Source organism: Microcoleus sp. K5-D4 (assembly GCF_036704575.1).
Classification (GTDB): Bacteria; Cyanobacteriota; Cyanobacteriia; order Cyanobacteriales; family Microcoleaceae; genus Microcoleus.
In genome coordinates, this window is sequence record NZ_JAUBSD010000011.1 from 67,837 (window position 1) to 92,797 (window position 24,961).

The 24,961-nt window shown below is 45.1% G+C and carries 19 protein-coding genes and 1 other RNA gene; 8 read left to right on the forward strand and 12 right to left on the reverse strand.

The window, feature by feature from the left end:
* Positions 1-290 precede the first annotated feature (290 nt).
* Positions 291-1,949 (reverse strand): citramalate synthase, encoded by a 1,659-nt coding sequence (cimA, locus tag QUA77_RS05770; protein WP_445302060.1) that lies wholly within the window; start codon positions 1,947-1,949, stop codon positions 291-293.
* A 75-nt stretch (positions 1,950-2,024) separates the two neighbouring features.
* Here cimA and QUA77_RS05775 point away from each other — a divergent pair, with 75 nt between their 5' ends.
* The 4 genes from QUA77_RS05775 to QUA77_RS05790 all read left to right on the forward strand — a co-directional run bounded on the left by QUA77_RS05775 (position 2,025) and on the right by QUA77_RS05790 (position 4,213).
* Entirely contained in the window at positions 2,025-2,363 is a 339-nt protein-coding gene (locus QUA77_RS05775) for a 2Fe-2S iron-sulfur cluster-binding protein (protein ID WP_333383353.1), read from the forward strand.
* 151 nt (positions 2,364-2,514) lie between these two features.
* Entirely contained in the window at positions 2,515-3,624 is a 1,110-nt protein-coding gene (gene thiO, locus QUA77_RS05780; RefSeq protein ID WP_333449526.1) for a glycine oxidase ThiO, read from the forward strand.
* 113 nt (positions 3,625-3,737) lie between these two features.
* A complete protein-coding gene (locus QUA77_RS05785; protein ID WP_333374554.1) occupies positions 3,738-3,944 on the forward strand; it encodes a hypothetical protein in 207 nt (68 codons plus the stop codon).
* Between the two features lie 2 nt (positions 3,945-3,946).
* Positions 3,947-4,213: a type II toxin-antitoxin system YafQ family toxin gene (locus QUA77_RS05790; RefSeq protein WP_333200466.1), complete on the forward strand. Its 267-nt coding sequence runs from the start codon at positions 3,947-3,949 to the stop codon at positions 4,211-4,213.
* A gap of 101 nt (positions 4,214-4,314) precedes the next feature.
* On the opposite strand, the gene QUA77_RS05795 is transcribed toward QUA77_RS05790, so the two are convergent.
* Both QUA77_RS05795 and QUA77_RS05800 read right to left on the reverse strand, forming a co-directional pair.
* The gene (locus QUA77_RS05795) at positions 4,315-4,782 is read right to left on the reverse strand and encodes a hypothetical protein (RefSeq protein WP_333036348.1); all 468 of its coding nucleotides are present in this window, start codon (positions 4,780-4,782) and stop codon (positions 4,315-4,317) included.
* 101 nt (positions 4,783-4,883) lie between these two features.
* On the reverse strand, positions 4,884-5,123 hold the full coding sequence (locus tag QUA77_RS05800) for a hypothetical protein (protein WP_333449527.1): 240 nt from the start codon (positions 5,121-5,123) through the stop codon (positions 4,884-4,886).
* Positions 5,124-5,342: 219 nt separating this feature from the next.
* Between QUA77_RS05800 and QUA77_RS05805 the strand changes: the two genes are divergently transcribed.
* Positions 5,343-6,458: a fatty acid desaturase gene (locus QUA77_RS05805; protein WP_333449528.1), complete on the forward strand. Its 1,116-nt coding sequence runs from the start codon at positions 5,343-5,345 to the stop codon at positions 6,456-6,458.
* Between the two features lie 265 nt (positions 6,459-6,723).
* Here the strand turns inward: QUA77_RS05805 and QUA77_RS05810 are convergent, their stop codons facing one another.
* A complete protein-coding gene (locus tag QUA77_RS05810; protein ID WP_333036351.1) occupies positions 6,724-8,472 on the reverse strand; it encodes an ABC transporter ATP-binding protein in 1,749 nt (582 codons plus the stop codon).
* A 523-nt stretch (positions 8,473-8,995) separates the two neighbouring features.
* Here QUA77_RS05810 and groL point away from each other — a divergent pair.
* Positions 8,996-10,690, forward strand: coding sequence for a chaperonin GroEL (groL, locus tag QUA77_RS05815; RefSeq protein WP_333449529.1), 1,695 nt, complete (start codon positions 8,996-8,998; stop codon positions 10,688-10,690).
* 472 nt (positions 10,691-11,162) lie between these two features.
* On the opposite strand, the gene QUA77_RS05820 is transcribed toward groL, so the two are convergent.
* The 3 genes from QUA77_RS05820 to QUA77_RS05830 all read right to left on the reverse strand — a co-directional run bounded on the left by QUA77_RS05820 (position 11,163) and on the right by QUA77_RS05830 (position 14,223).
* Complete coding sequence (locus tag QUA77_RS05820) at positions 11,163-11,420, reverse strand: DUF2811 domain-containing protein (RefSeq protein ID WP_050813024.1); 258 nt, start codon at positions 11,418-11,420, stop codon at positions 11,163-11,165.
* Positions 11,421-11,971: 551 nt separating this feature from the next.
* Positions 11,972-13,477, reverse strand: a complete 1,506-nt coding sequence (locus QUA77_RS05825; protein ID WP_333449530.1) for a cryptochrome/photolyase family protein — start codon at positions 13,475-13,477, stop codon at positions 11,972-11,974.
* 101 nt (positions 13,478-13,578) lie between these two features.
* Positions 13,579-14,223 carry a class I SAM-dependent methyltransferase gene (locus QUA77_RS05830; protein WP_333036356.1) on the reverse strand — a complete coding sequence of 215 codons (645 nt, stop codon included), beginning with the start codon at positions 14,221-14,223 and terminating at the stop codon, positions 13,579-13,581.
* A 162-nt stretch (positions 14,224-14,385) separates the two neighbouring features.
* Between QUA77_RS05830 and QUA77_RS05835 the strand changes: the two genes are divergently transcribed.
* Positions 14,386-14,640, forward strand: a complete 255-nt coding sequence (locus QUA77_RS05835; protein WP_333036357.1) for a hypothetical protein — start codon at positions 14,386-14,388, stop codon at positions 14,638-14,640.
* Between the two features lie 235 nt (positions 14,641-14,875).
* Positions 14,876-16,921 carry a sensor histidine kinase gene (locus QUA77_RS05840; RefSeq protein ID WP_333449531.1) on the forward strand — a complete coding sequence of 682 codons (2,046 nt, stop codon included), beginning with the start codon at positions 14,876-14,878 and terminating at the stop codon, positions 16,919-16,921.
* A gap of 45 nt (positions 16,922-16,966) precedes the next feature.
* Here QUA77_RS05840 and QUA77_RS05845 read toward each other — a convergent pair whose 3' ends face one another.
* The 5 genes from QUA77_RS05845 to QUA77_RS05865 all read right to left on the reverse strand — a co-directional run bounded on the left by QUA77_RS05845 (position 16,967) and on the right by QUA77_RS05865 (position 24,477).
* Positions 16,967-18,214 (reverse strand): Gfo/Idh/MocA family oxidoreductase, encoded by a 1,248-nt coding sequence (locus tag QUA77_RS05845; RefSeq protein WP_333036359.1) that lies wholly within the window; start codon positions 18,212-18,214, stop codon positions 16,967-16,969.
* Between the two features lie 192 nt (positions 18,215-18,406).
* The gene (gene rnc / locus QUA77_RS05850; RefSeq protein WP_333036360.1) at positions 18,407-19,114 is read right to left on the reverse strand and encodes a ribonuclease III; all 708 of its coding nucleotides are present in this window, start codon (positions 19,112-19,114) and stop codon (positions 18,407-18,409) included.
* A 366-nt stretch (positions 19,115-19,480) separates the two neighbouring features.
* Positions 19,481-19,907, reverse strand: an RNA gene (gene rnpB / locus QUA77_RS05855) — RNase P RNA component class A.
* Between the two features lie 318 nt (positions 19,908-20,225).
* On the reverse strand, positions 20,226-21,404 hold the full coding sequence (corA, locus tag QUA77_RS05860) for a magnesium/cobalt transporter CorA (protein WP_333036361.1): 1,179 nt from the start codon (positions 21,402-21,404) through the stop codon (positions 20,226-20,228).
* Positions 21,405-21,480: 76 nt separating this feature from the next.
* Entirely contained in the window at positions 21,481-24,477 is a 2,997-nt protein-coding gene (locus QUA77_RS05865) for a PAS domain-containing protein (protein WP_333449534.1), read from the reverse strand.
* Between the last annotated feature and the right edge of the window lie 484 nt (positions 24,478-24,961).

The following is a 24,961-nucleotide window of genomic DNA, read 5'->3' on the forward strand; positions in this document are numbered from 1 at the left end:
TCAGACTCTTTCCTCCTGCCTCGCAGCAAGAGAGCCTCCTGCCTCAAAACTCCAATTTTGGGCTTGGCTGCTTTCATGGAGATGCTCCCAAAAGTAGGGGAGCATCTCATATTTGTAAAAACACTTCTTCTGGCTCCTTCCTTCTGACTCTTTCCTCCTACCTCGCAGCAAGAGAGCCTCCTGCCTCAAAACTCCAATTTTGGGCTTGGCTGCTTTCATTGAGATGCTCCCCTTGGTATTTGGTATCTATTTAAACATCGATATTCAGGCAACTTCTCTTCGCCGTCAACCTAATAACTCGACACAGTTAAAACTATCGCCTCTCTATCTCCCAACACCAAACCATACTCCAAACCCTCAACAACCGCTTGATAAGAAGCATCCAAAATATTACCAGAAACCCCCACAGTCGTCCAGCGGTCTTGACCGTTGCTAAACTCAACCAACACGCGAGTTTTAGCAGAAGTTCCCGCACATCCGTCCAGAATTCGCACCTTATAATCTGTTAAGTTAAAATCAGTAATTGCCGGATAAAAATTCCGCAAAGCCTTCCGCAAAGCCGCATCAAGTGCCGAAACCGGCCCGTTTCCTTCCGCGCATTCCAGAATATCTTGACCGTTAACAGTCACCTTTACCGTTGCTAAAGAATTAACTGTTTCTTCCCTACCTTTATCGCAGTGAACTTGAAAACCTTTGATTTCAAATAAATGCTTGCGCTTTCCCAAAGCCTCCCGCATTAACAATTCAAAAGAAGCCTCAGCACCCTCAAATTGATATCCCTGACTTTCCAAATCTTTCAATTTTTCCAAAATTTGGCGGCAAGCAGGATTTTTGCGATCGAGATCCATGCCAAAAGTGCGCGCCTTCGCCAAAACATTGCTCAAACCGGCTTGATCCGAAATCACAATTCGCCGCCTGTTGCCAATTTTTTCCGGTTCCAAATGTTCGTAAGTTAACGGATTTTTCTCAACAGCCGATACGTGGATTCCGCCTTTGTGAGCAAATGCCGAAAGGCCGACAAAAGGAGCACGATCGTCGGGAGCAAGATTGACAATTTCACTAATCGATCGACTTACTTGAGTTAATCTAACTAATTGCTCGTCTTCAATGCAATTCTGACCCAACTTTAGCTGAAAATTAGGAATTAAGGAACATAAATCGGCATTGCCGCAGCGTTCGCCGTAACCGTTAATAGTTCCCTGTACCATCCTCACTCCTTCCCGCACAGCAGCCAAAGCATTAGCAACCGCAACTCCTGAGTCGTTGTGAGTGTGAATTCCTAATTGTAAAGATTTTTCGCGATTGGTTCCTAAAGCTTCTAAAACCTCACGAACAACCTGACTGACTTCGTGAGGTAAAGTACCCCCGTTAGTATCGCAAAGTACCAGCCATTCTGCACCAGCATCGGCCGCCGCTTCTAAAGTTTTAATAGCATAATCTGGATTGTGTTTGTAGCCGTCAAACCAGTGTTCGGCATCGTAAATAACGCGCCTTCCCTGACTCCGTAAATATTCAATTGTATCTCGAATCATCGCCAGATTTTCTTCTAGCGTCGTCTTCAAACTTTCAATAACGTGCAAATCCCACGACTTGCCAAACAGCGTCACCCAGCGAGTACCGGCGGACAAAATAGCCTGCAACATTTCATCATTAGCTGCCGTAGTTCCCGGCCGCCTAGTCGAACAAAAAGCTACAACTTCTGCTTGAGTTAGGGGCTGTTCTTTGAGACGCCAAAAAAATTGTACGTCTTTAGGATTCGCGCCCGGCCAGCCGCCTTCAATAAAGGGAATTCCTAAACTGTCTAACTGTCGAGCAATTCGCAGTTTGTCTTCGAGAGATAAGGAGAGTCCCTCGCACTGAGCACCGTCTCGCAGCGTGGTATCGTAGATCCAGAGCCGATTTGTCATGGGAAATTGCGATCGAGAAATTGGTAATATATCACTTACCATATTAGATGAATTTATTTGAATTTAATGCGATAATATATAGGAAAATTAACATAAATCTAACTGGGGTAAATTGCTGTGGTCAAGGTACAAGCGCAAGGAAAAACATTTGAGTGCGATCGCGGAGCGAATCTCCGTGAAGTTTTGCTCAAAAACGGCATCGATCTCTACAATGGCAACGCCAAAGTCATCAACTGCCACGGCCTCGGCACTTGCGGCACCTGCGCCGTCACCGTCGAGGGCGAAGTTTCCGAGCCCCAGTGGCGCGAAAAAGCCCGACTTTCGGTTCCTCCCCATTCTTCCGCCTCCAACCGCCGTTTGTCCTGCCAAACCAAGGTTTTAGGCGATATTAAGGTGACAAAATATGACGGTTTCTGGGGTCAAGGTTCTGAAACTGTCTGGAAACCCCAAGCATAGATTTTTTGTTAAGGAAGGCAGATAGGACGATCGCCTTGCCAGATAATCTGTAAGACTTGCATAATAATTCTAACTGTAAGGTGTGCTTAGCGCACCTTACGCTAAAGAAAGCCGAGAGGTCAAAAAAGCCAGAAAGTCCATATAAAAGTTAATGAATTCATCTAAAGATATTCTGATTATTGGCGGCGGAATAATTGGTCTTTCGCTAGCAGTAGAACTGAAATTGCGAGGGGCATCTGTCGCGGTTCTCACCGCCGATTCTAAACAACCGACGGCTCGGGCTGCTGCGGGAATGCTTGCCCCGCAAGCCGAACGAATTCCCCCCAGTCCGATGCTGGATTTGTGCTTGCAAAGCCGCGCACTGTATCCCGCCTGGGTGGAACAGCTAGAAGATATTACCGGATTGAAAACGGGATATTGGCGATCGGGAATTCTCGCACCAGTTTGTCAAAACGAGCCTCAAGAAAAGCCACTTTTGTCAAACCTTAATTATCAATGGTTGGACAGAGATACTGTTCGCCAGCACCAGTTGGGATTAGGTCAAGAAGTAATTGGCGGTTGGTGGTATCCTGACGACGCTCAAGTTGACAACCGCGCTTTATTTCGGACGCTTCAATTGGCAAGCAAAGAATTAAAAATTGATATTATTCAAGGCACCGCAGAGGAAATTATTCGGCAGAAAAACCGAGTTTTTGGAGTAGAAACAACGGCAGGAAAATTACAAGCTGACCGTTATGTTTTGGCTGCGGGTCCTTGGTCTGAGAAATTATTGGATATTCCTGTTTTTCCCAGAAAGGGACAAATGCTGTCAGTATGTGTACCAGAAGATTGTGGAGTTATCCAGCCCCTGCAAACCGTTTTATTCGGGACTGGCATTTATATTGTGCCGCGTCAAGATGGCAGAATTATTATTGGTGCAACTAGCGAAAATGTCAATTTCACGCCGGGAAATACGCCTGCAGGAATGCAAAGTTTGCTAGCAGGAGCGATTAAGTTATATCCCGAATTACAAAATTATCCGATTCTGGAGTTTTGGTGGGGATTTCGGCCGGCTACTCCTGATGAATTGCCGATTTTGGGTGCTAGTGCTTGGGAGAATTTGACATGGGCTACGGGGCATTACCGCAACGGCATTTTGTTGGCTCCGGTGACGGCTAAATTGTTGGCTGATTTGATTGGGAATCAGAAATTAGATCCGTTATTGGTTGCTTTTCATTATTCGAGGTTTCCTGAATCTTGGAAGTTTGAAAATGGTAAATAGTGAGATTTTTTGCTTTTTTTAAGACGAGCCAGAGGCGGTAAACGAGAAACGAAAGTCAACCAAAAGAATATTTTTTGCTATAATCTAATCAGCACAATAGGGTTTTATAAGTTATGACTTTCAGTGATGTGGTCGAGACGATTAAGAATCTTTCTACTGACGAAAAGCAAGAGCTTCAACTGTTGTTGAAGCAATATCTCCGGGAAGAACGTCGCGAAGAGATGTATCAAAACTTTAAGTCAGCGCAGATTGAACAACAAAAAGGTGAACTGAATTTTTTCGCTAACATCAATGAACTCAGAGTAATGATAGAGGAATAATCGTGGAAGTTAGTTTCAGTTCTTCATTCAAGCGTGCTTTCAAAAAGCGGATCAAAGGCGATGCTGATTTGGAGGCTAGGTTTTGGCAAAAGCTGGAACAGTTCATCAGAGAGCCGTTTGAACCAAGCTTAAAAACTCATAAATTGTCCGGTAGGCTCAAAGAGTTTTGGAGCTTTAGCGTAGATTACGACGAAAGGGTACTTTTCTACTTTACAGAAGACGGAAAAGCTGTGTTTGTAGATTTGGGAAGTCATGATGAAGTATATTAATCGACAGAACAGTTGCTCAAGTAATCTGTCTCTCTAGGGTGCACAGTGCACACCTTACTGCTGTAAGTAGCGCGCCCAACCATTTTTTGGTAACTCCTGAATTAGTTCGCATCCTGTTTTTTGGGTTGGTTTAATTCCCTGCATTTAGCGGCAGCCAAATCGTAAGCATTTTGGTAATCGCTACCGCCTAACATCAAATCGCCGTAATATTCATAAGGTTGATTGCCATAAATCGGCAGCGGGTCGTCTTCAGGATAATCTTCTTTTGATTCTTCTAGGATTGCTTTGAGTTTCTTGACGCTGAAGCGCTGGACAGGGAAGTAATGAATGTCTTGAGCGATGAAACCGAGATGGGGAAAGGTTGGGTCAACAATTCGCTCTTCGAGTTCAATCCAGCTATATTCGATGGGTTTATATGGCACTCCCGGCACGGCTAAAAAGCCTTGAACATAAATCGCGCCCTCGGTGGCTAACGCTGCTTTACAAGCGTTGTCAAAGCAGTTTTTACGGTTGCTTTTGATGCGAGCGGCCATTTCAATAGAAAGCGTCTCATCTAATAGTTCGGTCATAACCCATTTCTAATCGCGTGTGCGATTAGATTGTAGCAAATCCGAGCTATCTCCGAGCACAAAAAACGCAGGCAATTGCGATCGCTCTTCAAATTCTATTCTCAAGGAGTTGAGCCAAAATCCTCTGCGCTTCTGGATGTTGTGTCAGCTTTGGTTTCCGAGATTGGCGGTTTGTCGATCGCCCCTATAGCCCGCCAATAAAAAGTTTTCCCCAGTAGCCCAACTTTTGAACCTGCGATCGAGTTGACGTAGAACCCGGTACGGTAAAGTGTGGCACAGACGATGCAAGCAAAAATAGCGGCATACATCACCAAAGGTCGATCGTGCAACCAACCAATCATATTAATGCCTTCTGGTGCAGCAATTTGTTCGCCTGCTAACAGGCTTCACAGTTTTTTCTGTAAACAAACCAGAGTTGTGATAACCTCATAAATGTGCAAAAATCGGTTCCCACAAAAAAAACCTTTGGAAGAAACGGGGAAAGTCCGGGGTAAATCCGCCGCTGTCCCGCAACTGTGATGGTAAGCTAAGCACTTATCCACACACCCTAGATATACTGAATGAAAAACGCGATCAAAAAGTCGGATTTTGTGCTAGCTCCTTATATGAAGAGCAACAACTTGAAAGCTAGTTGCCAAATACTCAATACAGTGGTTCCTTATACATTCTTATGGTTTTTAGCCTTTAAAGCTGCTGCCATTTCTGTATTCCTGCTACCGCCGATAATGGTGTTGATGACACTTTTTTCAGGACGTTGTTTCTCTTTGATGCACGATTGCGGACACTATTCTCTTTTTAGTTCCAAAAAAGTCAATCGCATGATGGGTTTTCTGCTAGGTATTGTCAATGCGATTCCTCAGTACCCCTGGTCGAGGGGACACGCTTATCACCACAAACATAATGGTAATTGGGATATGTACCGAGGCCCTTCGGCGTTGATATCCACCGAAAAATTTGCGGCGCTAAGCCCCTTTAGTCAAAAGATGTATCAGTTACTCAGAAACCCATTGATGCTGTTTCCCGGTGGTTATTTCTATCTAATTATTAAGCCACGACTCGCGCTAATCTTGGGAATTACTGGTTTTATCAGACATATTTTTGCTTGTCTCAAGCAAGATTTTGGCATGGGTTTATCTGCAATCATTGCTTCTTATAAATCCAAACATTGGTATACGACGGCTGAATTTTGGGATTTACTGTTCAACAATATTTGTGTTGTTGCTAGCTGGATTTATCTGAGCAACTTACTGGGAGTAGGCTTTTTCTGGAGTGTTTACTCAATAGTCATGACTTGTTCAGCAGCGATATTTATCTGTATTTTCTTTGTTCAGCATAACTTTGACGGTTCCTACGCTCATAAAGCCGAGGGTTGGGACTATCTTCTCGGCGCAATTGAAGGCAGTAGTTACCTAAAATTACCGACTATTCTCAATTGGTTTTCTGCTGATATTGCCTACCACAATATTCATCATCTCTCTGAGCGAATACCTAACTATAATCTTCGGGCTTGTCACAATGCTAATATTCACCTGCTGGGTAATTCAAAAGCCCTGACAATTCGCGATATTCCTAACTGCTTCCAATTCATTCTTTGGGATGCTGCTTCAGATAGTCTGCAATCGATTAAATTATTCCAAGAACAAGAAGAAATTCCCTTGAGTAATGTAGCTAATTAAAATCGGGGGCAATGAATCTGGTGGCTTTTTTATCAGCCAAAGGCTATGATGAGCGGTGCAGGTAGTGGGATAAATTTCAACCCTAACTTTCCTAGTTAAGTAGGTGGTTACAAAAAAACATTAGATGGATCGGGCTGGTTTAACCGGAAGCTATACTAGCAGCCAGTTTATTCTGACAAACCCAGCTATTCTCGTCACCAGTTTATTTGCACCTACCTATTTATCTAGGGTCTAACTCTAGATAACTCAAAGTATCGGTCACTGGTCAGTGCAGCAATTCCTCTAATTTTTGCTGGTTCCACAAATACTGATAAAGTCCTGTTTCCCCTACCAATTCAAGGTGAGTGCCGCTCTGAACTATTTCTCCTCTCTCCATCACAAAAATGCGATCGGCACTAGCCGCTGCCGACATTTGATGCGAGATAAAAATTACCGTTTTGCGATCGGTTCCCGTTGCCAAGTTTCGCAAAATGTCGGTAGCAGTTTGATTGTCAACGCTGGAAAGAGCGTCATCCAAAATTAACACCGGGGCGTCAACTAACAAAGCGCGAGCAAGTGCCGTCCGCTGCCGCTGTCCGCCGGATAAAGTAATGCCGCGCTCGCCGACAACTGTTTTGTACTGCTGCGGAAAGTTGAGGATTTCGGCGTGAATTTGCGCTTGTTTTGCGGCGGCTTCAATCTCCGGCTGTTCCGCTAAAGGGTTTCCGTAGCGGATGTTATTCTTGATGGTAGTGCCGAACAGAAAACTTTCTTGCGGAACGTAGGCGATCGCCCCGCGCAATTCGGTCAATTTTACCTTGGTAATATCCTGTCCGTCTACAAATAACTGACCCGGGTCGATATCGAGCAAGCGTGGCAGCGCATTAGCTAAAGTTGATTTTCCAGAGCCGATCGCCCCAACAATTGCGACAGTTTCTCCCGGTTTTATGGTAAAATCAACATCTTTAAGCGCAGGTATCTTAGCGCCCGGATAAGTATAATTTAGATGGCGAGCCAAAATTTCCCCTCTGACTGGAGTTGCCAGTTCAACTGCATCGGCAGCATCCTTAATTTGCGGTTCCACAGTCAGAATTGATTCGATGCGATCGACACTCACTTCTCCCCGCTGGTAAGCAGTAATCGTGAAACCCAACAGGGCCGTCGGAAACACCAAACGCTCGACATAAATCAGCAACGCCACAAAATCGCCAATGCTAATTTGACCATTAGCAATTGCCCCGCCACCAGCAGAAAGCAGCACCAACAAACTGATACTTGCCAAACCGCCCAGCAGCGGAAAAATAAAGTTTCTAGTTTTTGCTAATTCCAAATTTGCTGATAGCAACTGTGCGTTGGAATTGCGAAAAGCTCGGCGTTCGTTCTCTTCTTGAGCGTAAATTTTAATTACGGAAATCCCGCTCATATCCTCCTGAATCAAATCGCTCATCGCCGACAATTCCTCTTGCACGGCTAACTGTTGGATGCGAAGTTTGTCGCTAAATAACTGCACCAAAACTAACATTAAAGGATAAACGGCGATCGCCAACAGCGTCAGCCGTACATTAATCCCCAGCATCACCGGCAAAGTCAAAGCATAGGCAAAAGCTGTATTCGCCAAACTCAGCACCGCAAACCCCACCAAGCGCCGAATATTGTCCAAATCTGAAGTAGCGCGGTTAATTAAATCCCCTACCGTATTGGCTGCAAAATAAGACGGTTCTAATGTTAATAAATGATTAAATATTTGCTGTTTGAGGTCAAATTCGACTTGACGCCCGACGCCAAACAGCAAAATCCGCGACGCCATCCGAATTACCCACATAATTGAGGCGAGAATCAGAATTAGTGCCACGAAGTTGAAAACTTCGTCAAATTTAAGCGCAGATTGGAGAGTGTCAACTGCATTCCGAATCAGCAGGGGAATGTAAACGCCCACAGCATTGACAACTAATAGCGAAAAAACGCCCCAGAAGGTGGGCTTCCAGTGCGGGCGCATATAAGAGCCGAGTTTTTGCAGTCGAGAATAACGAGCCATTTGTTAGTGCGTAATTTGAGATTGATTGAGGAAAGGAAGAAGGTTCGGCAATGAGCAATGTACGGGATGTAACGGATGGATGCTGAAGGAAGAAGGAGTCTTCCCCAAGGTTTTCAGCAATTAACAACGTCCTAATAGTCTTGGCTGTTGTGTTGCTATAGAAGGTAGAAGTTTGAAAAATAATACAAGCTCTATCGAAAGGTAGATGACCGAAAACACAAGTTAAGAAATTTTTAATAAAAATTCTGCTTTGGGATAACGCGCCATCAAAATTAGGTTTTGACCTCAACCAAAACCTGATTATATCGATATGTAACAAACCACATTATATCTGTGGCGACACGAGATATGTGGGGACACGGCAATGCCCTGTCCTTAGCCACCCGGAACGAGCTCGCCCAAATCCCAATCCGCCCCCGCAATCCCCCCCAGCGTTGAGGCGCGCTACAATCAAAAATCGATCGACTTAGCACTCAGACTCAGAGAGTGCTAAATTTGCTAATGTAAGCGATTGGAGACAAACATGACCAAAATAGTTGCATTTAGCGACAAATCTCGGCGGGCACTAGAACGCGGCGTCAATCAACTCGCCGATGCTGTCCGCATCACCTTGGGCCCGAAAGGCCGGAACGTCCTATTGGAAAAGAAATACGGCAGTCCCCAAATTGTTAACGACGGTATCACCGTTGCTAGGGAGATCGAACTCGAAGACCCCCTGGAAAATGCTGGCGCTCGCTTAATTCAAGAAGTCGCCTCCAAAACTAAAGATATCGCAGGCGACGGCACAACAACCGCAACGGTTATAGCTCAATCCCTCATTCGCGAAGGTTTGAAGAATGTCGCAGCAGGCGCAAACCCAGTCGCACTGCGCCGGGGTATTGAAAAAACGATCGCCCACTTGGTGCTGGAAATCGAGAAATTGGCCAAACCCGTCGAAGGAAGCGCCATTGCTCAAGTCGCCACTGTCTCCGCCGGTAACGACGAAGAAGTCGGCGCCATGATTGCCCAAGCAATGGAAAAAGTCACGAAAGACGGCGTAATTACTGTTGAAGAGTCAAAATCTCTGACAACGGAATTGGAAGTTGTCGAAGGGATGCAGTACGATCGCGGATATCTTTCTCCGTATTTCGTCACTAACGGCGATCGCATGGAAGTTGAGTACGAAAACGCTCGCATCCTGATTACCGACAAAAAAATTAGCTCGATTCAAGAACTAATTCCAGTTCTCGAAAAAATCGCCCGCACAGGTCAACCGCTGCTAATTATCGCCGAAGATATTGAAGGCGAAGCTTTGGCAACTCTGGTAGTCAACAAAGCCCGCGGCGTATTGAACATCGCAGCAACGAAATCTCCTGGTTTTGGGGAGCGGCGCAAAGCTATGCTTCAAGATATCGCCGTTCTCACTGGCGGTCAACTGATTTCTGAAGAAGTCGGACTCAGCATCGATACCGCAACCCTAGAAATGCTCGGTACCGCCCGCAAAATTACGATCGACAAAGAAAACACGATCATTGTTGCTGGCGAAGAACACAAAGCTGACGTGCTAAAACGGATCGAGCAAATCCGCAAGCAGCTAGAAGCGACGGATTCCGACTACGACAAGGAAAAGCTAACCGAACGCATCGCCAAACTCGCCGGCGGCATCGCTGTAATTAAAGTCGGCGCAGCTACCGAAACCGAGCTCAAAGACCGTAAACTGCGTATTGAAGACGCTCTGAACGCTACTAAAGCTGCTGTGGAAGAAGGTATCGTTGCCGGAGGTGGCACGACCCTAATTCACCTGATTACAAAAATAGATGCGATCGCACATACTCTGGACACCGAAGAACAAGTAGGCGCTGACTTGGTGAAGAAAGCTTTGGAAGCACCTTTGCGTCAAATCGCTGATAATGCCGGCGTTGAAGGTTCCATCGTCATCGAACGAGTGCGGGCGAGCGAGTTCAACATTGGCTACAACGCTCTCACCGACGTGTACGAAGATATGATTGCCGCCGGGATTATTGACCCGGCCAAGGTGGTGCGATCGGCTTTGCAAAATGCCGGTTCCATCGCTGGTATGGTGCTGACCACTGAAGCTGTAATTGTCGAAAAACCCGAGAAGAAAAAAGCCGGCGGCGGCGACATGGGCGACATGGGCGGCATGGGCGGCATGGGCGGCATGGGCGGCATGGGTGGCATGGGCGGCATGGGCGGCATGGGCGGCATGGGCATGATGTAGTCTTCAGCCATTTGTTTGTAGTCTGTAGAGTGCGCCATAAGCACCATGGGTGTAAACAAGCGCGTCTTATGTACTACCCGTCTACTGTTTGACGATTAAGGCAGCTTATCCCCCCGGCATCCCCTGATAGTCCGGGGGGTTGTTTCATTCTCTTGTAGGGGCAGCAAAGAGTGGCTGCCCCAATCCCACCCAATGCCTAACAAATCGTGGATGGGTCGGGTCGGCATTCTTGGCACGACAAGAGTCAAAAGGCTGGTTTTCCTGAGAATGAAACAGCCCTGCCCTGATAGTCCGGGGGGACTTGAAGCTATCCAAGTCTCCTTCTTAAGGGAGATGCAATGGGGCTCGGCATTAAGCTATAAGCGATAGTTCTCAGGGATTTTAAGCTGAAGTTGCCACCTATGCAGTGCGCGCCCTCTCGGTCAACTAAAATCCTTCCCAGAAACCGCGTCTCCCCCTCTCCCCCGATCCTTCAAGACGACGGAGTTACATTGTTGCTGTGCAAGTCTTGAGGAGATTGAAACAGAGTTTCTAGATAAACTCTCGCAGCTTGGCGATAACTGCGCGAAGCTTCAGGCGTACCGCTATCGGCATTCTGCAACAAAAACAGCGACAGCGCCGCGCAAAATACTCGGTCTAGATCCCATTCGGGATGGGTTTCCAGGTAAGTTTTGAGAGAATCGTGCAGCGTTTCGGGAATTTCAGCAAAAATACTGACTGTTGGGTTCATCATTTTTTTTAGTCTCGCTAATAAATTGAAAACAGAACCCCCCTTTCGGCCGGATACAGGTGCAGGCACAGCCGAAATCAGAGCGCTTTTTTTTAGGTCGGTCGCATCATTGTGCGCTATGAGGGGGTGGGTTTGTCAATGTTGCGAAATATTACAAAGTCCTTTACATAAAAAAAAGGTTTACCAAATAATAAGCTTTTCAGGGCATTTTTTGTTACATATCTTTATGTGTTGGGGGGTTTATGAGGAATTAGGCAGCAAGTTAAGGAAATCCCCAATTCCGCAGCAAGATGCTACCGTGCCGTTAATTTCTGTGGAAAACTTTGTCGGATCTGTGGAAAACCTCAGACTTGCCTGTGGAAACGCTGTGGAATGTTTAGGGAAAAGTCAGGGAAAAAATAAGAATTGCAAAGGGCATGAGGCATGGGGCATGGGGCATGGGGCATGGGGCATGGGGCATTGTTGACTGTTGACTGTTGATTAATGTTATTGGTTATTTGTTATTAGCCACTGCAAAGGATTAACAACTGACAACTGACAACAGTCAACAGTCAACTGACTAAGTGCCACTCTGCCGCTTTTTGCCGGATGGTTGCCAATTCTGCAGGCGGCATTTTGTCGAGATTGGCTAAAATAAAGCTCATGCGACCGATCGACTGAAGTTTGTCCCGGTGGCGCGCTAGGAAATCCCAGTAGAAGAAGTTGAAGGGACAGGCATTTTCGCCCGATCGCACAGTGCGATCGAATTTGCACCCCCGACAATAATCGCTCATTTTATTGATGTAATTGGCAGAAGCAGCATAGGGCTTCGAGGCCAACACACCGCCGTCAGCAAACAAACCCATGCCCAGCACATTAGTCTGCATTACCCAGTCATAGGCATCCACAAACGCACTGTGGAACCATTTTTCTAGCTCCTGGGGCGAGATTCCTGCAATTAGACCAAAATTGCTCAAAATCATCAACCGCTGGATATGGTGCGCGTAACCGCTGCCTTCGACTTGAGTTAAAACTTGGCGCAAACAGTTCATATCTGTTTTACTAGCGTCCCAAAAAAACTCCGGCAGCGGCTGAGTGTGGTTGAACCAATTCTTCTCAAAATAATCAGCATCCACGTAAAAATACATACCGCGAATGTATTCTCGCCAGCCCAGAATTTGGCGTATAAAACCTTCGACGCCGTTTAAATTTAAGTTTTTTTCTAGGTAGGCTGTTTCCGCCGCTTGAATAACTTCTAAAGGATGCAGCAAGCCAATATTAAGATATGGAGAAAGTAAAGAATGCCACATTGTTTCCTCCCCCGTTACCATCGCGTCTTGATAAGGGCCAAAAGCGGGGAGACACTGTGCGATGAAATTATCTAATACTTGCATTGCTTGCTCTCGTGTAACCGCCCAACGAAAAGGTTCAATCTTGCCGTAAGTTGGGAAAGATAGAGATTTAACTTGTGCGATAACTTCTTGAGTTATGGCGTCCGGTTCAAACCAGAGAGGTTTCGGTGTATCCAGTTTTCCTTTTGGTGGCTGACGATTTTCTTTGTCAAAATTCCACTTCTCTCCTATAGGTTTATTGCTGCTATCCATTAAAACTTGAAAACGTTGGCGGCTGGCTCGATAGAAGTCTTCCATTAACAAACGTTTGCGGCTTGAAGCCCAATCTTTGAATTCTGTTTCTGTCCAGAGGAATTGATTGTTGGGAATCAGGGTTGTTTTGCAGGGGAGTCGCAAGTTGTGAACGATTTGTAAAAAAGGTCGATCGTTCGGAGCCATCACCCGCACTTCGGTGATATTGTGAACTTGTATCCAAGCTTTGAGAGGTGCTTCAAAGTCCTCCGATTTTGTGTAAGTAACTTGCCATCCACCGCCGCGCAATTCTTTAGCGAAGTGCCGCATTGCCGACCAAATTAATACTAATTTTTGTTGGTGGTAGCGCCGCTGTTGAACGTGCTGCCAACATTCAATTAAAATTATAGGTAGGGAGGATTTATCATCTATGCGGTTGAGAGCAGCTTGGTTCTCCCACAGTTGATCGCCTAATATCCAAACGCCAACAGTCATTTTACTTTTTTAGTGAAACTTATTTTTTACTTTTTGTGAGACCTGGTGGTCTAGTCAAGAAACTTAATTTATTGACAACTCACAATTCATAAGTTTTCAGGTTAACCTGAAAACTTACTAGAGCATAACATTGATTTCCAAAGATAGGGACACCGACCAGCAAATTTAAATCTTATGTCTGTGTATCCTTCAGATGTTAATAACTTGGTCAGCGTCTCTACTGAAAAAAATTTAATGTGACCGTTATCCCAAAGAACGGTAAAATGTTTATCTAGTTTGCCAGAAACCGCTAAAGCCAGATTTTTTAAATAGCCGTGATATGGTGTGGAAATAATTAATCTTCCTCCCGGATTGAGGCATCTCTTTGCAGTTTTTGCTAGTTCTTTAGGATAAAACAAGTGTTCGATTACTTCAATAGCTAAGACAACATCAAATGAGTTCAAAATATCGGTATCTGGAAGGTCGTAAATATCTGCTTCGATAAACTGACAATCGGGGAAACTTTGACGGGAGATGGCAATTCCGGGCGCAGAACTGTCAACGCCGACAACTTCGCAGCCGTGCTCTGCGATAACGTGACTGAGGCTGCCATTGCCGCAGCCGAGATCCAAAACTCGGAGTTTTGTCTTGCTGGTCTGCTGAAGTGTCGCCAGCATTTCTAAAAGGGGAGATATCAAATATGCGTGATGATATCTCGGACGGTTGTTTGTGTAATAATACGTATAATTGCTAAAGTTTTTTTTCATCGATTAAGCTATGGAGATTATTGCCGAGACCGCGAATTTACGGAGCGTGGGTGCACTGTTTGGGCCAAGGTTCCCCACATTAGGGTTGTCAGAGTTGATCGGCAGCTCGATCGTCTCATTCTTTTTGTGTGACAGGTGAATTATTGTCACTGAATCAATCGGATGGCAAAAGAAATCTTTGACAGGGTGCCAAATCTCACATCGCCCATCTCTCGAAGGCATTCGGAAAGAAAAAGTCCGATCGAGCAGAATTCTCTCTGTACACTAGCCGGAAACCGAACTTTTTGCCTGTTAATTGGGGGCGAGTGCATCTATGCGATTCTAGCTTCAAGCAACGGCGGTATGTCTACCCGACGCTTTTTGCAGCCTGAAAAATGGGCCCCTGGGCGATCGGGTGCCAGTCGTTCCGAGAATTGAGAAGGGAAGTGTGACCGAAATCACAGGCATTTGCGAAACAAATTGCTGAGCATCTTTGGGCTGACACACTTAGAATCGAGATTACTACAGTGGCTTCTATAATTGTGTTTAAATGTTGTTCTGAAGCTGTGTTGTCCCGTCAGCAGAGCCCCCTAGACAGATTCACGCTTTCGGTCTGGTTTATTTCACTTTAATGGTCGCTGTTGGGTGTTGCACCTTAATTTAGATATTTCCTATGGTTAAGTTAGGTCAATCCTCCTTTCGCCGTATTTTACTGTCGCGGATTTTGTTGCTCAGCGTACCTGTTCTACTGGTGGGGGAGTATGTTACCTATCGCAAGGCACGCTCGACGCTTCTGGAAACTGCTCGTCAAAACTTGACAGAAAGTGCAGTCAGAAAAGCAGAAACTATTGACCAGTGGGCGAAATCGCTGAAGTCGAATCTGATCGGCGCTTCGGAAAGCTCGATGTTGCAGTCGGTAGATCCGAAGGATTATCAAAAGTTTATCGCGCAATTAGGGCAGCGGTTGCCAGCGCAGGTTGATTGCTTGCAATTGACTAATGTAAAGACAAATCAAGTGATAGCAAGCACTTGCGGGCAGCAGCCGATTCAGTCGTTGCCGGCAAAATTTTGGCCACCCGTACAGCAGCAGCAAACGCTGCTGGACGACAAGAGCGTTTACATCCGTCTGTCCTTACCTCCGCAGCGACAGGGGACAGCAAACGATCAGAAGGTGGCTTTGGGGGCTGAGGGTTTTCCCGAGGCGGGTAAAGAAGGCTCCCATAGCCAAGCGAGTTTGGTGTTGAGCGCTCCTGTTTACATTCGTCGGGGCAATACCCTGCAGTTGAGTTATGCTTTGAGTTTGAAGTCGGCCTTGCCTGTGCAAACCAGCGCTCCCAAGGGTTCTTTAGCTGGCTATACGGTGGCGATCGACCAAGATGGGACAATTTTGGCCCACCCTAATGTCAACCGCGTGGGCCGCAATATTGACCAAGAGGCAGACGCCGCTCGACTAAAAAGTATTGCCAAAAGGGCGATCGCAGGCGGAACAGCTTTTCTCCATCTATTTTCCTTTGAAAGAAATGGTGTAGAGTTACTAGCAGGATACGCCGCTATCCCGAGTCCTTCAACTACACAGGAGAACAGCAAGTGGATTATTTTAGCTGTCTCTCGTTTAGATTACGCTCTGTCAGGTTTGGAAGAGATTCAGCAAGTTTTATTTAATTTAATTGTAGGCTTGGTTGCTGCTAGTATCATCGCGACTTTATATCTGTCTCGCGACTTGGCGCGTCCTGTGGAAAAACTGAGAGACTACGCGATGAAAGTAGATACGGAAGCGTCGCAGACAGTGCCCCAAGATTTCCAAATTAGGGAATTTAATCAACTATCAGAAGCACTCAACAGCATGGTGCAGCGCCTCAGATCCTGGGCCAGAGAATTGGAAGTCGCAACCAAAGAAGCGCAAGTTGCCAATCAATTAAAAAATGAATTTTTGGGGAATATTTCTCACGAATTGAGAACGCCGCTCAACGGGATTATTGGTTTTATTCAAATTGTGCGGGACGGCTACTGCGATGACCGAGATGAAGAAATGGAATTTTTACAGCGGGCTCACGACTCGTCCATGCAATTGCTCAATATTATTAATGATATTTTGGACATTGCTAAAATAGAATCCGGCACCTTCTCCATGATGTTAGAAGTAGTTGACATTACCCAGGTACTTGAAGACGCGATTGATTTGCAATCGGCTCAAATTGAGGAAAAAGGCTTGAAGTTAAGTTTGCCAGCTCCTCATGATCCGATTATTGTTCATGCCGATCCAGAGAAGCTAAAACAGGTATTTTTAAATGTTTTGAGCAATGCCGTTAAGTTTACAGAGTCGGGCAGCATTAATATATCGGTGCGGCTAGAATCTAGGACTAATTCTGGTAGTTTTAACGGCAGTGGGGAAAGTATGACGGGTCCCAGCGGTCAAAGCGATTGGGTGGTGGTGACAATTAAAGATACGGGAATTGGTATTGATCCCGAGCACCAGCAGAAATTGTTTCAACCTTTTGTGATGGCTGATGGTTCTACAACTCGCAGGTTTGGCGGTAACGGTTTGGGCTTGGCTATCTCGCGAAGGATCATGGAATCTATGATCGGAAGCATTACCCTGCACAGCGCGGGCGTGAATCAAGGTACTACGGTGATGATTTCTTTGCCTGTCAATCAGCAGTCAAGTTTTTATTTTCACAGCCCCGACTTAGTAACGGAAAAGGGAAATTTCAAAAGTTGAGGAGTGATTTTCCCAATCTAAAATCTAAAATCTAAAATCTAAAATCTAAAATGGTATTAGGGGCTGTCCGCCGAGTTCTAGGGATTTGCTCAAAGTGCTGAGAATGCGGATTAATTCGACGGAAGCCGCGCCCGAAGAGGTAAGACAGGGGGTATTTGTTTGCACGCAGTTGAGGAAGCGATCGCACACTCGCCTCAGCGGTTCTACTTGTTCTAAACTCAACACTTCGCGGTGTCTGATGCTTGTTGGCTGCGGCGCGATCCTCTTCGTTGGCGTAGCCCCCGTAGGGGCGGGCTTCGCTAACGCACTTTCAAAAGAGTTATTCTCTTCGCCTCCCCAATCTGAATGGCCGCGCTGCAAAATCAGGGGAGTTTCTGGCGACATTTCGTCAAAAATCAAGGTTCCCAAACTGCCAACAACTGTTAAGCGGCGTTGTTTGTCAGGATTTAGCCAGCACAGATGAATAAATGCTTGAAATCCGTCGGGATAGGTGAGCGTTACCCAAACTAAATCTGCTAGTTTTTCCGCAGGATTATTAGTCAGCAGTGAAGGAGAAAATTGATTTTCAATTTCTGCTGCTTCTTGATTTATTCCTTGTTCCTTGTTCCTTGTTCCTTGTTCCTTGTTCCTGACATCCATTACATCCGTTACATCCGTTACATCCGTTACAGAATCCGTTGCCGAACTTCCTTCTTCCTTCGGAAATACAGTACCCATCGCCCTTACTTCAATTGGCGTTTGTTCCAACCAAGTATTGAAAATAGCGATATCGTGAATGGCCAAGTCCCAAAGGGCATCAACGTCATGGCGCACCGGTTCAAAATGGGTGCGTTGGGCGTAACCGTAGCGCAATTTTCCGAGTTGATGCTGTTGAATAATTCTTTGGCCTCGATCTACTGCTGGATGAAACAGATAAGTGTGGTCAACGAAGAGTTGCCGCTGCTGTTTTTCGGCTAATTGACAGAGTTCTATTGCTTCAGTGAGGTTGAGGGCGAGGGGTTTTTCTGCTAAGACGTGGTAGCCTTGTTTCAGCGCTGCTGCTGCGAGGGTGTAGTGTGTGGAAGCTGGAGTGGCGATCGCCACAGCTTGCAGTCCCGGCAAGGCTTGCACTTGAGACCAATCGGTAGCTAGAATCACCGAGGCATCAAGATTAAACTGTTTTTGAACCGCCGCCAATGAATCTTGATTCGGGTCTACCACCGCTAAAACTTCGCTGTTGGGATGTTCCAGAAAGTTGCGAATTAAGTTAACTCCCCAGCGACCTGCACCCAATACAGCTATTCCGATTTTCATTGATTATAATTTCAAAAATCGCACACAAATTATAGCATATTTTGTTATTATTATCTATGTTTTAACTCAAAAAAATCACTGTTGACTGTTGGCAGTAGTTATTGGTTATTGGTTATTGGTTATTGGTAGCAGCTAATAAATAACCTATAACTGATAACACCAGTCAACAGCCAACAGTCAACAGTCAACTGACTACTCACTACCAACTAATTTATTGAAAGCTACCTGAGCCGCTGCTTGTTCGGCCGCTTTGATCGATCGACCTTTTCCCTCTGCTACCAACTTTCCCTGAATGAGAACTTCTGCGGTAAAACGATCCTCTCCGCCCTGCACTGTCCCGGTTTCTTGCACGCTATATTTGGGCAAAGTTTTGTATTTGCCTTGAGTCAACTCTTGGAGAGCAGCTTTGTAGTTTTGGCGAGCAGGATCACTGCGGATTTCTGTTGCTAAGCGTTGAAAGTGAGAATCTAGCCAAGGGCGAATTAATTCTAAGCTGTGGGTACTCAAATAAAGCGCAGCCAGTACCGCTTCCAAAGCATCTGCCAGTCGGGGTTCAGCGCCTGTTTTGTCCGAGGCGGCACTGCTGGAAACAATTAAATAGCGATCGAACCCGTAACTTTCAGCGATTTTAGCAAGAATGCGATCGCTCACCAAGATCGATCGAATAGCAGCAAATTCCCCCACTGTACAGTCGGGATAAATCTCAAACAACAATTCCGACGCCGCCAGCCGCACAACTGCATCCCCGACAAACTCTAGTTGCTCGTAATTTGCCTTAGCTGACGCGCTCGCATGAGTCAAAGCTAAATCGAGGAGATGCCATTTTATCGAAGCATCCTTCGTCAGCCCCAATTTTTGAATTAATGTTTCAAGTTGCTTTTGGCGACCCGGATAAATCATACCATTTTAGATTTTATATTTTATATTTTATAATTAATTGCAAATTACGGATGACTATCCGGGCTTGGAGATTGTCTAAAGTTGCATGATTTTTTAAAAAGGGGATCAGATTCATATCACTAAAAAGCTTTTTATTAAAAAACTAAATAGTCCTGCCGGTGCTTATAGTCCGCTCTGTCAAGGTGGTGAAGAAGTGCCTCAAAGGCTGAAAATCTCTGCTTCGGGCGATCGATAAATCTTCTTTATTTGATAGATGATTAGCAATAAATAACATATCAAGAATAAAGCTCAACGGTTACGATGACGCAAACACCTTAACTACACCTTGACAAATATGCCCTAAGCACATTACCCAAATTTGGGTGGGGAAAAAGTCGGACATAAGCCGGGTTCTGTTCTCTCCACTGCAAGCAGTTTTCGAGGGCAGTTATCTATCTGGGGCGCCTGTTACCAGACGCCTCAAGCGGTACCAAAAAACGGAACTGGTAAAAAACCAACCATAGTTCCTCCGACCTTGCTCCCAACTGGGGTTTACCGAGCCAGCACCTCTCGATGCTGCTGGTGCGCTCTTACCGCACCTTTGCACCCTTACCCCCTAACACTTTGCGATTTTCGATGCTTGATTTTTGATTCAATCTCAAATCTCAAATCTCAAATCGGGGGGCGGTATCTTTCTGTGGCACTATCCTCACGATCGCTCGCACTGGGCGTTACCCAGCAAGTTTGGTTTTTCGGGAGCCCGGACTTTCCTCAGACAAGCTTTCGCTCATCCGCAACCGCCTGCGCCTACTTTTTCCCCAGATTTATTGTACGCGATCGTTCGTCAATCAATTTGGGATTTCAGATTGAATATTTTAACTTGTCGCCCACTTAATTTGGACATTTGTGTTTATTCAAACTCTTGTACGGTGGGCCCGAAAGCCCGCCCAACAATTAAATTTCCCTGCAACTCCCCTTAAAATCACTCACGGATGAATCAGGAGGATAAAAATTTGGCAATGATCATCCAAGGATTTATCGCACGGATTCAACTAGGGGCAGGAAACCTTTTTACCTAACAGGATTTTGAATTTTTCAATATTCAATCCTAAATCTCAAATCTTCAATTCGGTTACTTTAATGAGTCATCTTTGATAGTAGAAAAATTATCAAACCAGCCGCGCCGCCAGAAAAAGTAAACTAAACCAGAGGCGATAGCTAGCATAATTGCCCAACAAAGTGGATAGCCAAAATACCAATTCAGTTCGGGCATATTCCAGGGCGATTTCTCTGTATTGAAATTCATCCCGTATACTCCAGCCACAAAAGTTAGAGGAATAAAGATACTCGAAATAACCGTCAGCAATTTCATGATTTCATTCATTTTATTACCAACAGAAGACAAGTAAACATCCATCAAACCCGACGACAACTCTCGATATGTTTCCACCATATCCATCACCTGCACTGTGTGATCGTAACAGTCGCGCAGGTAAATTCGCACCTCTGGACTAATTAAATCACTGCTATCTCGAATTAAAACATTAATTGCATCCCGCTGCGGCCAAATGGCGCGGCGCAGAGTCAGCAATTCTCGCCGGATTTTATAGATCTTTTCCAGGGTTTTACGGGTGGGGTTCACCACCACTTCATCCTCTAGTTCTTCAATGCGCTCTCCATAAACTTCTAATACAGGGAAGAATCCATCTATAATCGAATCTAACAGAGTATAAGCCAGATAATCTGCTCCGTGTTTGCGAATCATTCCTTGTCCTTTACGAATGCGATCGCGCACGGGACCAAAACAATCATAGTCGGGTTCTTCCTGAACAGTTAGCAGGTAATGCTTGCCCAAAATAAAACTTACTTGTTCTTTATGAAAAGTATCTGCTTCTGGATGCAGCATCACCATCCAAGCAATGATTAAAATGTGTTCTTCATAATCTACAACTTTCGGTCGCTGGGGAACATTAACTACATCTTCCTGAGCCATTACGTGCAAATTAAATACTTCGGCCATTTGCCGCCAAGTTTCTTTGTTTCCTAATCCCAACATATCAACCCAAGAAACAGATGCTGTATCTAAATACGCAGCACCTTCTTGAGGATTTGCCAAGTGAGCGCGAGTAGCTGCTGTTTCGCAATAGTCAATTAATACAATCTCGGGAGGTGGCGCATCGGGTTCTAAGTCGAGAGTTCCCGGCGGAGCCCCCTGATCGTCATAAAAATAGTCAACGTAGGAATCATCATCATCCTCATCTTTAATTGGTTTGGCAACGGCATTAGAAGTATGTATGCTTTTGTATACCATGCTAATATTCCTGACTTTTACAACCTTTAATTAGATTATCATTTTTATTGTGCAACTACCAATTACCAATGACTCATTACCTCTGCCGAATTGGAATCTCGATCGCAAATTCAGTTCCCTCTCCCGGCGCGGAAATGCACTGCAGCGTCCCTCCGTGTCTTTCCACCACAATCTGATAGGAGATAGACAGTCCCAAACCTGTACCTTTGCCTACTGGTTTAGTAGTAAAAAACGGGTCAAATACCCGACATTTAACAGACTCTGCCATTCCACACCCGTTATCGGAAATTGCGATCGCAACCCGATTGTTCTCCAGAACCTCCGTGCGAATCCGAATCCACGGCAATGTGTCGCAAGTTAAAGGTAAACTAGCAAAATCTTGCCGTTCTTCTTCTGAATAACTCGCCAATTCCAACTTCCTATTCCTGACATCCGCTAAAGCATCAATAGCATTATTTAAAATATTCATAAACACTTGATTTAACTGCCCCACGTAGCACTGTACCTGTGGCAATTCCCCATATTCTTTAACTATTTGAATAGGACGATTCCTGCCATTTTCTTTAATCTTGTGTTGCAAAATTAACAGAGCGCTATCTATTCCCTCGTGAATGTTAACACGCTTAATATCTGATTCTTCCAGCCGGGAAAAGTTACGCAAAGACAGAACTATTTGACGAATTCGCTCGGCTCCGGTTTGAATTGAAGTCAGCAGATGCGGGAAATCCTCTTTCATGAATTCCAGTTCTATTTCTTCTGCCAAATCTTGGATAACAGCAACAGGTTCCGGGTAGTGTGCGTGATACAAACTGCACAGTTCCAGCAAGTTTTTGGCATACTCACTAGCGTAAGTGATATTACCATAAATAAAACTGACAGGATTATTGATTTCGTGGGCAATTCCCGCCACTAGCTGTCCCAAACCAGACATTTTTTCCGCTTGAATTAGTTGAGCTTGAGTCCTGCCTAATTGTTTCAATGTTTGCTCTAGCTGGCAATTTTTATGTTTTAATTGAGCTTCGGCTTGTTTGCGCTTGGTAATATTGCGGGCTAGAATAATAATCTGATCTGAATTAAACGGCAAGAGTCTGGCTTCATAAGTTTTTTCTTCTTCCGACATGGAAAGCGAATATTCTATATCGATTGAATTTCTTGTTTCGGAAACTTCAAAGATTGCTTGGGCAAATTGGCAGGCGACATTGTGTGGCAATACGTCTGTCATTCGTTGACCCATAAAATGTTCGGGAGGTACGTATAAACTCGAAGAAGTTCCTGACAAATAATCCACGATTATACCGTTAGCATCTAGTCGAAAATACAAATCAGGCAAAGCGCGAAAAACTGCTTCTAACTCTAAAGTTTTTTGGCGCAATGCTTCCTCAGCGTAGTACCGATCGCTAATATCAAAAATCACCCCGTCCAAATAGCAAACGTTTCCCTCTGCGTCGAACACAGGAGAACCTTTATCCCACACCCATTTAACCGTGCCGTCTGCTGCTAGCAAGCGGTATTCCAAGTTATAAGACTCTTTGTTTTCTATACTTTTCCGAATAATTGTTTCTACTTTTGCCAAATCTTCCAGGTAAATAATACTAGCAAAAGTCCGGCATCCCCCGTCCAAAAGCCAAATAAAATCTGCTGCATGGTAGCCAGTTAATAAGTAAACGGCATCGCTAATAAAATTAGTTGAAAAATCGCACTTCCAGCGATAAACCACTCCAGGAATATTAGCAACCAAAGACCTAAATCTTGATTCACTTCTACGCAAAGCTGCTTCCGATTCATGGCGTTCGGTAATATCGTGAGCGAAAGCTAGCACTGCAAATACATTACCTTCAGCGTCGCGCAGGGGAAGTTTTTGGGTATCAAAAATATGTACTGAACCGTCAGCAATAGTTGCCGGATCGCACGGATTGTGGATGATTTCGCCTGCCAGGACAGCAAAGTCGTCTGTGCGGAATCCTCGGATATTTTTGGCGGAATTCCCAAACACTAGATCTTCGGGAAATCCTAATTCTAAGTCGGATTTACCAATTATTTCTTCGACTGTTTTACCGATCGCTTGAGCGAAACTCCTGTTGGCCAAAATACACCGAAAATTTTTGTCTTTTGCAAAAATCCAGTCGCTGGTTTTGTCTATTACTGTACGCAGGAGTTGTTCTGAACGTTCTGTTTTTTCCAAAGACGCCTGCAGTTCTAGTTCTAGGCACTTGCGAGCAGTAATGTTTTCAAAAGCAACACCGACGCAGTTGTTGGGTAATGGAAAAGCTTTAATAGAAAAAGCGCGAGTTATTCGACCGCCTTCATCGCAGTCAATATCTTCAAGTTCTACGGCTTTCTGGGTGCGAATTACCGAAGCAAATGCTTGGGGAATTTTTTTCGATCGCAGTTGGGGAAAAATCTCGTCGATTGTCATTCCCAAAACATCAGCCATTTCTAATCCGGTAAATAGGGTAGCCGCGGGATTTGAGGCGATCGCCCGGAGAGTGCTGTCATCGTCTATATTTTCTAAATGATAGACGTACAAACCAATTTGCATATTCTCCACAATTTGGTCGTAGAGGCGCACGCTTTCGTCTACCTGCCTGCGTTCGGTAATATCTTCAGTAATCCCCAACACGTACTGAGGACGGCCTGCGGCGTCGAGAATTGGCACTTTGCGGGTGTGCAGTATTCTCATACCTTTGTGGCGAGTTTGGATCGGCTCTTCGGCTATGTCTTTTACAGTAGATTGGTGGTGATCACTGGTCAATATTTCCCTGTCTTGAGCAGTAAAAACATCAGCTTGTTCTTTGGGGTAAATATCGTAGTCATTTTTGCCGATCGCCTCTTGAGAGGTAACACCTGCGATCGTTTCTCCCGCTTTATTCCACAGCACAAATTTCAGCGAAGAAGCATCTTTAGCAAAAACTCCCACCGGCAGATTTTCTACTACGGAATTGAGAAACCCTCTAGCGGATTTTAATTCAGCTTCTGCACGCTTGCGTTCGATGCCTAAAGCGATGACATCGGCAACCGATGCTAAAGTTTCCTGAAAAGGTGCTGTCAGCGGCTGGCGACTGATAATAACCATGACTCCCACCAGCCGTTCTTCGACTATCAAAGGGTAGCCGGCAAAGGTGAGAATTTGCTTGGGGATTGGGCAATTTGTCTGCTTTTGGCTGGTGTTGATAATTGCTACTTCGGAACTTTGCGCCTCTGTTGCTTTTGCGGATTCTTCCTCTGAGAGTCCAAAATTATTCAGTTCAAATCCGCAGTCAAATTCCGGTTTTTGCTGTTTGGCGATCGAGTTAACCTTACTTTCAATAAACCTAGCCCGATCGCCTGTGCGGCTGTAGATGCCCGATGCTGCTTGCAATTCCCAAACATTATGTTGAGAGTTGAAAGTCCAAATTTCAGCCGAAGCGACATCGAGATTCCGCACCATTGCCTCGCAGCAGGGAAGCAGGATATCTTGAGGGTGTCTGGTGAGGGCAATACCCAGGGTAAACGCATCTTAACTTTAACCCAAAATATGCTACAGTTAAATACGACTAAATTTCAATGTAGTTTATTGT